Genomic DNA, 12874 nt, shown 5'->3' with positions numbered 1-12874 from the left:
CAGACATCACTAACCAAAACTCACACAATTATCTTGACAAGCTCTTGGCGGAGCCGAAGAGCGTGCCGGTGATGGTCTTGCCGAACAGGGCCATCATGGTGCCGCTGACCTGCACGGTCTTGTCCGTCATGTTGCCCAGGCCGGTGATGACCACCCGGCCGCCCTTGCCGATCACGTCGAACGCGTCGGAGACGACCTGCTCCTCGACGGTGCCCACGAGAATCAGCGCCTGGTCGGCCATCTGACCCCAGGTGAGCTTCTCGACCTCGGCGTGGGCCTCGGCCGCGCTCGCGAACGCGTGGGTGGCGCCGAACTTCAGCGCCTCGTCCCGCTTGAACTGCACGGGGTCCACCACCACGACGTGGCGGGCGCCGGAGTGAACGGCGCCCTGCACGGCGTTGATGCCCAGGCCGCCGATGCCGTAGATCACCACGGTGTCGCCTTGACGGACTCCGCCGGCATAGACCGAGGTGCCCCAGCCCGAGGGCACCCCGCATCCCACGAGCACGGCCTTGTCCAGCGGCAGCCAGTCGTCGACCTTGACCACCGAGTGCTGTGAGATGACCGAGCGTTCCGAGAAGGTGCCGAGCATGCACATGGCGCCGAAGTCCTGCCCGCCGGAGTGGAAGCGGAAGGTGCCGTCGGGCATGTGGCCGTCGAGGATCGTGGCGCCCATGTCGCACAGACTCTGCCGGCCGGTCGAGCAGTAGCGGCAGACGCCGCAGTTGGGGATGAACGAGCACACCACGTGGTCGCCGGGCTTGACCTTGGTGACGCCCTCGCCGACGGCTTCGATGATCCCGGCGCCCTCGTGACCGCCGACGATCGGGAAGCGGGGCGGCAGTGAGCCATCGGACAGGTGTAGATCCGAGTGGCACAGGCCCGCGGCCGTGTACTTGATGAGCACCTCGCCGGGGCCCGGGTCGTCCAGGTCGAGCTCGATGATCTCGAACGGCTTGTGGGTGTCGAACAGTACGGCGGCCTTGGTCTTCACGGTGGTGGTCCTTTCGGGGGCGTGCGGGAAGGGGACGGTGTGGGAAGGGCGACGGTGTGGGAAGGGGGGGACTCCGGCGTCCCCGGAGTGGTCACGGGGACGCCGGGTCCCGGTCTGGGGGCGGTCCGGTCTGGGCGGGCCGGTCGTGTCAGAGCTGGATGTTGACCGACCGGGTCTGGGTGTAGAGGTCGAGCGCGCCGGCGCCGAGCTCGCGACCCCACCCGGACTGCTTGAACCCGCCGAACGGCATGGCCGTGTCGAAGCCGTTGTACTGGTTGACCCACACGGATCCGGCCTGGAGGCGGCTGGCGACATGGTGGGCCTTGGACAGGTCCTTGGTCCAGACGCCGGCGGCGAGGCCGTACATCGAGTCGTTGGCCTGGCGGACGGCGTCGTCGACGTCGGAGAACCGCAGGGCGGCCACGACGGGGCCGAAGATCTCCTCCTTCACGACCCGGTCCTCGGGCTTGACGTCCACGAACACCGTCGGCTGGATGAAGAAGCCGGTGTCGCCATGGCGGGCCCCGCCGGTCAGGGCGCGGCCGCCGTCCTCGATGCCGGCGCGCAGGTAGTAGGAGACCTTGTCGAACTGGTCCTGGTCCACGACGGGTCCGAGCACCGTGTCGGGGTCGAGTCCGTGGCCGATGGTGGCCTGGGACGCGGCGTCGGCCACCGCCTGGGTGAACTCGTCGTAGATCGAGTCCTCCACGTAGAGGCGGGTGCCGGCGGTGCACGCCTGGCCGTGGTTGAACATCCACGCGGCGACGGAGCCGGCCACGGCGGCGTCCCAGTCGCAGTCGGCGAAGACGATGTTGGCGCTCTTGCCGCCCAGCTCGAGGGAGACCTTCTTGAGGTTGCCCTTGGCGGCGTCCACGATGAGCTTGCCGACCTCGGTGGAGCCGGTGAAGGCCACCTTGTCCACGTCGTCGTGGCCGGAGATGGCGGCGCCGGCGTCGCCGAAGCCGGTGATGATGTTGACCACGCCGTCGGGCACGCCTGCCTCCTGGCAGACCTCGCCGAGCAGGAGGGCGGTGAGCGGGGTCTGCTCGGCCGGCTTGAGAACGAGGGTGTTGCCGGTGGCCAGGGCGGGGCCGAGCTTCCACGCGGCCATGAGCAGCGGGAAGTTCCACGGGATGATCTGCCCGCACACGCCCACGGGCACGCGCTGGGTGTAGGCGTGGAACTGCTTGTCACCGGCGAACGGCATGGACACCGGGACGGTGGAGCCCTCGATCTTGGTGGCCCAGCCGGCGTAGTAGCGGAACACGTCCGCGGCCCAGGCCACGTCGACGGCGGTGGCGATCGCGACGGACTTGCCGTTGTCGAGCGCCTCGATCTGACCGAACAGTTCGGCCTTGGCGTCGAGCAGGTCGCCGATGCGCCACAGGATCTGCTCGCGCTCGCGCGGCTTCATGGTGGCCCAGGCGCCGTCGTCGAATGCGCGGCGTGCGGCGGCCACGGCCCGGTTGACGTCCTCGGGCCCGCCGTGGGCGACCCGGGTGATCTCGGCACCGGTCGCAGGGTCGTGGGTGGCGAAGGTGCGGCCGTCGGCGGCGTCGACCCACTGTCCGCCGATGAGCAGGCGATGCGGACGGGCCAGGAAGTCGCGGGCCTCGGCGCCCAGGCGCTCGTCGACGTGCGCGCCGGAGTCGGTGCCCGAGCCGGTGTCGCGGGAGAGTGTGCCGGTCATAATTTCCTCCGAAGATCCGACCGCCTCGGTTGTGAGGCTGATCACAACTCATCCTGGGGGCGAGTCGGCCCTCCGGAGTGTTCAGTTTCTGGACACGGTGACGGCGGGCGCCGTGTGCGCGTCAGGACAGCCCGAACTCCCGCATCCGGGCGTACAGGGTGGTCCTGCTGATGCCCAGCCGTTTGGCGGCGCGTGACCGGACGCCGTCGCATTCGGCCAGGGCGGCGACGATCGCGTCGTACTCGCCTCTCGCCAGCACCCCGGCCCGGGGCGGGCGTCCGGTGCGGGCGCGGGACGGCAGTGAGTCCACGTCGAGGGTCGTCGATCCCCTGTGCCCGGATTCGGTGAGGCATTCGCTCAGGATCGACCGCAGGGAGATCAGTCCGTTGGGCAGGTCCAGGGCGCAGACGGCGTCCGTGAAGCGCGCTGTGGGCACGGTCGGGCCGAGCCCCTTCTCGGCGGTCAGTTCCGTCACCATCCGGGCGACGATCTCGGCGCTCTCGGCCCCCCGTTCGTGCAGCGGCCGCAGAACGGTCCTCGTCCCGCACGCGTCCAGTGCCTCCGTCACCGCCGCGCGGGGGTCCTCGCGACTGGTGACGACGACGAGGGCGGCCTCCGCCGACCGTAGGCGTGCTGCCAGGCGGCGCAGGTCGGCGTCGTCGAGGAGGTCGATGTCGTCCAGGACCAGCGGCCTGCCCTGATCGCCCTGGTCACGTAGGGCGGGCACCACGAGCCCGATCCACGCGGCGTCCGCGCTGTCGGCTTCCGCGAGACGGACGTGCAGGGCGCCCGGGCCGGCGATGTCCCGCGCCGTCGTCGATCGTCCGGACCCGGAGGGGCCGACCACGGCGTGGGCCCGCCCGGTGGCCCCGCTGGAGGAGCCGGGCGTGGACGCGGCGGGCATCGCCGACCTCCCCGGGGTGGACGCGGCCATGGCGGCAGTGGAGGCAGGCCGGGTGCTGCCCAGGACGGGCACGGCCGGGTGCTGTTGGTCCGGGAACACCAGGTCGAGCAGGTGCCCACGGCGGCCGACACGGCTCGAGAGCACCCCGACCGTACCCACCGACAGCTCCACGGAGTCGCCCAGCTCGTCCCGGTCGACCAGGCGCCGGAGCCTGCCGAGGTCGCGGGAGTCCAGCCGTTCCAGGCTCGAGTGCGAGGCCAGTACGACCTCGTCGCCGAACGCGCAGGTCGCGGTGTCGGAGGTGCGGGTGCGTTCGACGAAGCGGTGCCACAGTTCGCGGTCGTCGGCACGGGCGGTGTCGACGTAGCGGGCCTCGATGTCCGCGACGATCTTCCGTACGAACGGCGCGAACATGCGGGAGGCGTCGGCGCTCATACCCGTCAGATCCACCGCGCCGACCAGGCGTCGCGTGAGCGGGTCGATGATCGGGTGCCCGTAACAGGCGAAGTCGCGCAGGACCTCGGCGAAGTGTTGCTCGCCGTGGATGAACACCCCGGCGCGGGTCTCGAGGGCCGTGCCGATTCCGTTGTTGCCCACCGCGTCCTCGGTCAGGGTCGCCCCGTCGTCGACCCCTCGCCGCAGCAGCATGCGGGAGATCCGGGCGTTGTCGCGCACCGAGCGGATGACCCGACCCTCACGGTCGGCGAGCAGGAGCATCGCCCCGGTGTCCTTGAGGACCTCGTCCAGGTCGTCCATGACCGGACGGGCGGCCTCCGCGAGCCGGTGGGAGCGGGAGGCGCGTGGGTCGGGAGCCCCGGGCCGGGCGCTCTTCGGGGTGAGTCCGCACGATGCGGATCTGCGCCAGGACAGATCGATGTGGTCCTCACCGGGGGCAGGGGAGGAGGGGCGGACGGTCTGGGTCACAGGGCGCCTCCGGCCGGTCGGGGGGTGTGTGATCTACACCATACGGCCGCGGCGGCGTGCGTGATGCCCCCGGTAGTGGGCGGTTGGTCGGGAGGTCGTCGCGCCCGCGAGGGTCGGGCGGGGTCGGGCGGGTGTGGGGGCGGCGGCAGGCGGGTCCGGGCTCAGGGGTGGCGCGCCGCGTGCGCCGGGTGGACGAGGTGCGGGGGCAGGCCGACGGCGGGGGCGCGGCCCGGGCGCGAGGCCAGCCGGGCGGAGACCGAGTCGGCGCACGCGCTGACCGCCCGGGTGGCACGGGCGACGGCCCGACCGGTCATGCGTCGGCCCGGGGCGACGGCCACCGATCCGATCGCGCGGCCGTCCGCACGCAGGACCGGTGCCGCGATCGAGGCCACCGCCAGGTCCGCGGCGGCGTCGAGCTCCGCGTTGGTCACGTCGAGTTCCGACAGCTCCACGAACAGTTCGGACACGCGGTCACGGACCAGGGCACCGATCCCGGACGCCTCGAGGGAGTCGGCCATCCGGAGTAGTTCGCGTCGTGCGGGGGTCAGTCGCTCGATCGACCACCCGCGTCGCGCGATCTGCGGCAGGACAGTCTCGAGTCGATCCCGTGCGGCGGGGGTGAGCCCCGCGGAGTCGGCGAGCCAGCGGCGCTGCTCGACCACGGGGAGGCGGGCCGCCAGTTCGCGGGCGAAGGGCGCACGCACCGGGACCACATGACCGACGGGCATGACCTCCCGGGAGGCGGTGCGCATGCCGGCACCGACCGAGTCCACGACCTCGGCCATCCCGTCGCGGAGCTCAAAGACCACGGCGGCGATGCCGGTGGCGTCGGCCAGGGCCTCGAGGGGCTCGCGGGCCGCCCGGACGAGATCGACCTCGGCGCCCAGCGCCGTGCCCACCTCGCGCAGTCTCGGCCCGGCACGCCACCCGCCGCCGACCTTCTCCGCCCAGGCCTGGGACTCCATCTCGGAGAGCACCGCGTGGAGGGTCGACCGGCTGGCGCCGGCGACGCGCGCGAGCTCGGCCAGGGGCAGGGGAGGGCCGTCGTTCGCGAGGGCCTCGATCACCGAGAGCGCCCGATGGGTCGGTTCGTGTCGCATAGTCGACAGGGTATGCCTGTTATTCGACAGGGGCATGCCAGATGCCCTCGCCGAGGTGCATATCGCGGCTCGGCGGGCGCACGATGGTGCGGATGCCCGATGGCAGACAGATCTGTCTGCCGTCAGCCGCCCGGTACCCCGGACGGTCCACGACACTGGAGGTCGCATGACGACGAGGTCGGCGGTGACGCTCTCGCATCTCGACGCGCTCGAGGCGGAGTCCGTCCACATCTTCCGCGAGGTAGCCGCGCAGTTCGAACGCCCGGGGATGCTCTTCTCCGGCGGCAAGGACTCGGTGGTGATGTTCCACCTCGCCCGCAAGGCCTTCTGGCCCGCGCCGATGCCGTTCCCGCTCATGCACGTGGACACGGGACACAACTTCGACGAGGTGATCGAGTACCGCGACCGGGTCGTGGCGGAGACCGGCGTCCAGCTGCTCGTCTCCCACGTCCAGGACGACATCGACGCCGGCCGCGTGGTCGAGGAGACCGGTCCGGGCACCAGCCGCAACCGGCTGCAGACCACCGCCCTCCTGCGCGGCATCCAGGAGAACCGCTTCGACGCGGTCTTCGGCGGTGCCCGCCGCGACGAGGAGAAGGCCCGCGCCAAGGAGCGCGTCTTCTCGTTCCGTGACGCGTTCGGCGCCTGGGACCCCCGCGCGCAGCGCCCGGAGCTGTGGAAGCTCTACAACGGCAACCACCGCAAGGGCGAGCACATCCGGGTCTTCCCGCTGTCCAACTGGACGGAGCTGGACATCTGGCAGTACATCGAGCGCGAGGACATCGACCTGCCGCCGATCTACTACGCCCACGAGCGTGAGGTCATCGAGCGCGACGGCATGCTCCTGGCCAACACCCGGTTCCTCGAGACGCTGCCCGGCGAGGAGGCCCGCACCGAACTGGTCCGCTTCCGCACCGTCGGCGACGCCACCTGCACCGGCTGCGTCGAGTCCGACGCCGCCGACAACGCCGCCGTCGTCGCCGAGGTCGCGGGCACCCGCGTCACCGAGCGCGGCGCGACCCGCGCCGACGACCGGATCTCCGAGGCCGGAATGGAAGACCGCAAGAAGGAGGGCTACTTCTGATGAGCACCCCGACCACCGCCGGTTCGGCCCCCACCACCGCGGTCCCGAACCCCGAGGCCGCCACCGTGGAGACCGGCCACACCATGTCCGACCAGGCCCAGTTGCTGCGCATCGCCACCGCCGGCTCCGTCGACGACGGCAAGTCGACCCTCATCGGTCGGCTGCTGTTCGACTCCAAGGGCATCTTCGAGGACCAGCTCGCCTCCATCGAGGCCACCTCCGCCAAGCGGGGCGACGAGTACACCGACCTCGCGCTGCTCACCGACGGGCTGCGGTCCGAGCGGGAGCAGGGCATCACGATCGACGTGGCGTACCGCTACTTCTCGACCCCGCGGCGCAAGTTCATCATCGCGGACACCCCGGGCCACGTGCAGTACACGCGCAACATGGTCACCGGCGCCTCGACGGCCGACGTGGCGATCATCCTCGTCGACGCCCGCAAGGGTGTCCTCGAGCAGACGCGCCGCCACGCCTTCCTCTCCGCACTGCTGGGCATACCGCGCCTGGTCGTGGCCGTGAACAAGATGGACCTGGTGGACTACGACGAGGCCACCTTCGAGGCCATCCGCACCGAGTTCACCGACTTCGCCGCCAAGCTCGAGGTCCACGACGTCACGTTCGTGCCGCTGTCCGCGCTCAAGGGCGACAATGTGGTCAACGGGGCCGTCGATTCGACTGATTCCATGCCCTGGTACACCGGGCCGGCGCTGCTGGACCACCTCGAGAACGTGCACATCGCCTCGGACCGCAACCTCACCGACGTCCGGTTCCCGGTCCAGTACGTGATCCGTCCCCAGCGCGCCGACGGCCTGGATCACCGCTCGTTCGCCGGCACCGTCGCGGGCGGCATCGTCAAGGTCGACGACGACGTGGTGGTCATGCCGTCCGGTCGGCAGTCCACGGTCAAGGCGATCTGGGGCCCGGGCGGGGCGGAGCTGGACGAGGCCGCCGCGCCCGCCGCCGTGACGATCGCACTGAACGACGAGATCGACATCGTCCGCGGCGAGATGATCGCCCGTCCGGGCAACCGTCCGCACCAGGGCACCGAACTCGAGGCGATGGTCTGCTGGTTCGACGACGCCACCACGCTGCAGCAGAACAAGCGCTACGTCATCAAGCACACCACCCGAGACACCAAGGCGATCGTCACGGGGATGGAGTACCGGCTCGACGTCAACACCCTGCACCGCGACCCGGATTCCACAGAGCTCGACCTCAACGAGATCGGCCGCATCGGACTGCGCACGCAGACCCCGCTGATGTACGACCCGTACCGGCGCAACCGCGACACCGGTGCGTTCATCATGGTCGACGAGATCACCGGCAACACCGTGGGCGCGGGCATGATCATCGGGCCCGCCACCACGGGGTCCAACGTGGTCTGGCACGCCGGGGCCGTCCAGCGCGGGGACCGGGGACAGGGCCGCACACTGTGGCTCACCGGCCTGTCGGGCTCGGGCAAGTCCACGATCGCGTCCGAGGTGGAGCGACTGCTCATCGAGTCCGGGCACCCCGCCTACATCCTCGACGGCGACAACCTGCGGCACGGCCTCAACGCCGACCTCGGGTTCTCGGCCGCCGATCGCGCCGAGAACATCCGCCGCACCGCGGAGGTCGCGGCGCTGTTCGCGGACGCCGGCGTCGTCGTCGTCTGTTCCCTCATCTCGCCCATGCGCGCCGACCGCGACGCGGCGCGCGAGGTCCACGCCAAGGCCGACCTGCCGTTCACCGAGGTCTTCGTGGACACCCCGCTGGCCGAGTGCGAGGCCCGTGACCCCAAGGGCCTGTACGCCAAGGCCCGGTCCGGCGAGATCCCGGAGTTCACCGGGGTGTCGGCTCCGTACGAGCCGCCGCTGACCCCCGACCTGCACATCCGCCCCGAGGACGGGACCGCGGAAGAGGTCGCGCAGCGGATCCTCAGCTCCATCCTGGGAATCTGAGCCGGTGCCCGAGGCCCTCTGGACCTACGATTCGCTGGGGCTGCTGGTCGTCAGCGCCGTCATCGGCGTGGTGATCGGTCTGACGGGGATGGGCGGCGGCGCCCTGATGACGCCGGCGCTCATCCTCGTGGGCATCCCGCCGACGGCGGCGGTCGCCAACGACCTGGTGGTCAACGCGGTCAACAAGGTCATCGGCGCGGGCGTGCACTGGCGGCACGGGAAACCCAACCTCAAGATCGCGTTCTGGCTCATCCTGGGATCCGTGCCGACGGCCTACCTCGGGGCGTGGCTCGTCCACGCCATCGGCGCCGACGACGTACAGGGGCTGCTGAAGAAGGCCATCGGTGCGACGCTGATCGTGGCGTCCACCGCCTACTTCCTACGGGCGTTCTTCGAGATGTCCGGGCGCATCCGCACCGGCGATGACCCCGACCCGCCGGTCAAGCCGCTGATCACCCTGCTGGTCGGCGTGATCGGCGGCCTGATGGTCGGCATCACGTCGGTCGGCTCGGGCACCGTCATCATGATGTGCATCATGCTGCTCTACCCGACCCTGGCGGCGTTGCGGCTGGTGGGCACCGACCTGGTGCAGGCGGTCCCACTGGTGATCGCGGCGGCGATCGGGCACGTCCTGGTCACCGGCGTCGACTGGAACCTGCTGGTCCCGTTGTTGATCGGTGGGGCGGTCGGCACGTTCTTCGGCTCGAAGTTCGCCAGCTGCGTCCCGCAGGGGCTCATCCGCCGGGGCATCACGATCGTGCTGGCCGTGACCGCCTCGGCGATGCTGGGCGCCCCGCCGGCGCTGATCGGCGTGATCACGCTGGTGCTCGTTGTGGGCGGGCCGCTGGTGTGGCGGGTGCTGGTGAGCAGGTATTCCGCGCGCGCCGACCAACCGGCCGTCTCCCGCGCCTGACGGGTTCCCGACCGGTTCGGTGGCGCCGCCGCACCAGGAGCGCCCACACTTTCGTTCGTGACGAACACCGACCTCATCTACGCGGTCGTCGGCGCGGCGCTGCTCCTCGGCTCGCTCCTTCCGCGACTGCTCCGGGAGCGCACCCTGTCCGCCCCGATCATCGTGGTGGGTGTCGGCATGCTCATCGGCTGGCTCATGCCCAACGAGTCCCAGCTCGTGGACGTGATCGAACACGCGGAACTCGCCGAACGGATGGCCGAGATCACGGTGATCGTGGCGCTCTTCGGCGTCGGACTGGCCCTCGACCGCCCCCTGTCCTTCCGTGGCTGGACCACCACGTGGCGGCTGCTCGCCATCGGGATGCCGCTGTCCATCGCCGGCGTCGCGCTCCTGGGGTGGTGGGTACTGGGGGTGACCCCCGCTGTCGCTGTCCTGCTCGGCGCCGTGCTCGCCCCCACCGACCCGGTCCTCGCCTCCGATGTGCAGGTGGCGGGCCCCGGGACGGGCGAGGCCGCCGACGACGAGAACGATGAGGCGCGTTTCGCCCTCACCTCCGAGGCCGGCCTGAACGACGCGTTCGCGTTCCCCTTCGTCTACCTCGCCATCTACCTGGCCACCAAGGGCGGGCCGGGGGGCTGGCTGTGGGGTTGGCTGGTCTGGGATCTCGTGGGCAAGACGGTCATCGGCGCCGTGGCGGGGTGGGTGATCGGCCGGCTGATCGCCACTGTGCTCTACCGACACCGCGTCGGGGGATACCAGCTCATCGGCTACGCCGAACCCGCGGCCGCGGTGGCCACGCTGCTGTTCGCCTACGGGGTCGGCGAACTCGTGGGTGGCTGGGGCTTCCTCGCCGTGTTCTTCGCCGCCCTCGGTGCGCGGTCGGCTGAGCGCGAGGACGAGCGGCACGCCCACTTCCACGAGTTCATCGAGTACACCGAACACCTGCTCACCCTGCTGGTCCTGCTCGTGATCGGGGCGTCATTCATCTCCGACGCGGTCTTCCGGCTCGAGTGGTCGCACGCCGTCGTCGCGGCCGGGGTGCTGTTCGTAATCAGGCCCCTCACCGCCTGGATCGCGCTGATCGGCGACGGCAGACTGCGATCCCCGGAGCGCCTGTTCGTCTCGGCGTTCGGGGTGCGTGGCGTGGGGTCGTTGTTCTACCTCTGCTACGCCATGGGGTACTTCTCCAAGGAGGACGGCTGGTCGCTGTGGCCCGCGGTGTCGCTGGTCATCGTCGCGTCCAACGTCCTGCACGGCGCGGCGTCGTCCCCGGCCGTGTCCTGGCTCGACCGCCACCGCGGGCGAGGGCGCGGGCGGACTCCGGCGCCCTGATGCCGCCGGGAGCGGACCGGGCGGCGGAACCGGCGTCCGACTAGCGGGGCTCCCACGCGTCGGTGTCGAGGGTCAGCTCGTGGACCTCGCCCGGCAGGTGCCCGGCGGCCAGGTCGGCGATCGTCACGGCGTCCATCACCCGGCGCAGGGCCGCGCGCGAGGCGATCCACACGTGCTGCAGGATCGCGGCACGGTCGTTGTAGACCACCGACTCCGGGCGGACGTCGTAGACGCTCACCAAGGGGCCGTCAACCGCCCGCAGGACATCGGCGACCGAGATGTCCCGCGCCTCCCGGCCGAGGAACCATCCGCCCGTCTTGCCCCGGCGACTGGTCACGATCCCGGCCCGCCGCAGGTCCGACAGGATCGCCTGGAGGAACCCGTGCGGGATGTCCTGCCGCCGCCCCAGTTCTTCGGCGCTCAGCGGATTGTCGCGGGGATCGTCGTCGGGGCTGGCGAGCTGTGCCGCCGCGAGTTCGACGAGTGCGCGCAACGCATAGTCGGACTTGGCGGTGACCCTCATGCCGACAGTGTCCCAGAGGGTCCACCCCACCGGGCGTCCGCCCGGATCAGTCCTGCGCCGGGGCGGATGCGGCGGCCGCGGCAGGGGCGGGACCGACCGGGTCGATGCCGGCCTCGTCGTCGTCGCCGCCGGAGGCCCTCCGCTCGGCGAGCGCGGCCCACGTGACCAGGCCGATCCACACGGTGACCAGGGACAGCAGGATCGGGGTGGTCGCCGACGCGGGAACCTCGGCCCACACCAGCAGGGTGCGGGAGTTGGTGACGATGATCAGGCCGCCGGCCGCCGTGCCGAGCACCCGGGCGGGCAGGTGCTTGACGAGCCACGCCGCGAGCGGTGCGACGAGCACACCTCCCACCAGCAGCGCCAGCGCGTAACCCCAGTTGATGCCGGCGGCGCCCAGGCCCACGAGGAAGCCGAGCGATCCGCCGACGGCCACGACGAACTCGGAGGTGTCGATGGAGCCCACGACCTTGCGCGGCTCGACCCGGCCCGAGGACAGCAGCGAGGTGGTGCCGACCGGGCCCCAGCCACCGCCGCCGAGGGAGTCGAGGGTGCCGCCGACCAGTCCGAGCGGGACGAGGAACCCGGTGCGGACCCGCCCGCGGAACTCGGGGCGACGGCCGCCGAGTGCGAGGAACCGGTACAGGACGTACAGGCCCAGGCTGAGCAGGATCGCCCCCACGACGGGCTTGGCGACGTCGGCGGGGAGGCTGGACAGCAGGGTGGCACCGGCGAACGCCCCGATCGCGCCCGGCACCGCGAGGATGCGCACGATCCGCCAGTCGACGTTGCCGAGTCGGTGGTGGGAGACGCCGGAGGCGAGGGTGGTGCCGATCTCCGCGAAGTGCACGGACGCCGATGCGGCGGCGGGCGCGATACCGGCCGCGACCAGCAGCGTCGTGGACGTGACGCCGTAGGCCATGCCCAGAGACCCGTCGATGAGTTGGGCGATGGCGCCGACGACGCCGAGCACGATGAGTGTCTTCACGAGCATCCCTAGAATAGTGAATCGATTAAGTCGATCAGTACAGTAGACATAAGGAAGGGGCACTGTCTAGACCGACCTGTCCAGTGAGGGCCGGGTGCGATTCGATCGCCCGTCCAGGACGGGATCGGGCATCGCTGAGGTGGGGCGCCGGGCGCAGTGATGTTTTCGTTGTCCAGTAGTAAAAATTTATGACACAATAGCGATCTATGTGCCGGCGGGAGGTTGGCGCAGTTTCTCCCGGGGGGGAACGATGAACGAGGTCGGACAGCGGCAGTGCTACGTCGAGGAGACGGCCGACGGCGCGGTCTGGGGCTGTCACCGCTGCGACGCCCGCAGCGGTGTCCTGCCGTCCCGGGGCGCGGCCCGGGTCGCGGCCGACGCGCACCGGTGTCCGGACGAGCCCGCCCGCGTCGTCCGCCAGTACGGGAGTGGCCGGCGCCGGGGGCTGCGGTCGCGCCGTCGGTAGGCGTCCCGCGCCGCGC

The 12874-nt window shown here is 71.0% G+C and carries 10 protein-coding genes and 1 pseudogene; 5 read left to right on the top strand and 6 right to left on the bottom strand.

Annotation, left to right across the window (positions count from 1 at the left end; translation table 11 throughout):
• Positions 1–46 precede the first annotated feature (46 nt).
• The 4 genes and pseudogenes from OVA21_RS11740 to OVA21_RS11725 all read right to left on the bottom strand — a co-directional run.
• Positions 47–994: pseudogene (locus OVA21_RS11740) on the bottom strand (NDMA-dependent alcohol dehydrogenase); the annotation flags it as partial.
• A 148-nt stretch (positions 995–1142) separates the two neighbouring features.
• Positions 1143–2684, bottom strand: coding sequence for an aldehyde dehydrogenase family protein (locus OVA21_RS11735; protein WP_253695621.1), 1542 nt, complete (start codon positions 2682–2684; stop codon positions 1143–1145).
• A gap of 121 nt (positions 2685–2805) precedes the next feature.
• Positions 2806–4512 carry a helix-turn-helix domain-containing protein gene (locus tag OVA21_RS11730; RefSeq protein WP_096906967.1) on the bottom strand — a complete coding sequence of 569 codons (1707 nt, stop codon included), beginning with the start codon at positions 4510–4512 and terminating at the stop codon, positions 2806–2808.
• A 161-nt stretch (positions 4513–4673) separates the two neighbouring features.
• Positions 4674–5612 (bottom strand): IclR family transcriptional regulator, encoded by a 939-nt coding sequence (locus OVA21_RS11725; RefSeq protein WP_067716965.1) that lies wholly within the window; start codon positions 5610–5612, stop codon positions 4674–4676.
• Positions 5613–5778: 166 nt separating this feature from the next.
• Here OVA21_RS11725 and cysD point away from each other — a divergent pair, with 166 nt between their 5' ends.
• From cysD to OVA21_RS11705, 4 genes are read left to right on the top strand one after another with little or no spacing between them, the layout of a single operon-like run.
• Entirely contained in the window at positions 5779–6696 is a 918-nt protein-coding gene (cysD, locus tag OVA21_RS11720) for a sulfate adenylyltransferase subunit CysD (protein ID WP_067716962.1), read from the top strand.
• On the top strand, positions 6696–8636 hold the full coding sequence (gene cysC, locus OVA21_RS11715; RefSeq protein ID WP_268092443.1) for an adenylyl-sulfate kinase: 1941 nt from the start codon (positions 6696–6698) through the stop codon (positions 8634–8636). The genes cysD and cysC overlap by 1 nt, the downstream gene beginning before the upstream one ends.
• A 4-nt stretch (positions 8637–8640) precedes the next feature.
• Positions 8641–9549, top strand: coding sequence for a sulfite exporter TauE/SafE family protein (locus OVA21_RS11710; RefSeq protein ID WP_096906968.1), 909 nt, complete (start codon positions 8641–8643; stop codon positions 9547–9549).
• A gap of 57 nt (positions 9550–9606) precedes the next feature.
• Entirely contained in the window at positions 9607–10881 is a 1275-nt protein-coding gene (locus OVA21_RS11705) for a cation:proton antiporter (protein ID WP_096906969.1), read from the top strand.
• 40 nt (positions 10882–10921) lie between these two features.
• On the opposite strand, the gene OVA21_RS11700 is transcribed toward OVA21_RS11705, so the two are convergent.
• Together OVA21_RS11700 and OVA21_RS11695 are read right to left on the bottom strand one after the other, a co-directional pair.
• Positions 10922–11404 carry an RrF2 family transcriptional regulator gene (locus OVA21_RS11700; RefSeq protein ID WP_096907514.1) on the bottom strand — a complete coding sequence of 161 codons (483 nt, stop codon included), beginning with the start codon at positions 11402–11404 and terminating at the stop codon, positions 10922–10924.
• A 46-nt stretch (positions 11405–11450) separates the two neighbouring features.
• Entirely contained in the window at positions 11451–12392 is a 942-nt protein-coding gene (locus OVA21_RS11695; RefSeq protein WP_096907515.1) for a sulfite exporter TauE/SafE family protein, read from the bottom strand.
• 250 nt (positions 12393–12642) lie between these two features.
• Between OVA21_RS11695 and OVA21_RS11690 the strand changes: the two genes are divergently transcribed.
• A complete protein-coding gene (locus OVA21_RS11690) occupies positions 12643–12858 on the top strand; it encodes a hypothetical protein (protein WP_067716955.1) in 216 nt (71 codons plus the stop codon).
• The last annotated feature ends 16 nt before the right edge of the window (positions 12859–12874 follow it).

It is taken from the genome of Dietzia sp. SL131, assembly GCF_026672565.1.
Taxonomy (GTDB): domain Bacteria; phylum Actinomycetota; class Actinomycetes; order Mycobacteriales; family Mycobacteriaceae; genus Dietzia; species Dietzia kunjamensis.
Note: the sequence above shows the minus strand (reverse complement) of the source record. Positions and strands in the feature narration are given on the sequence as shown.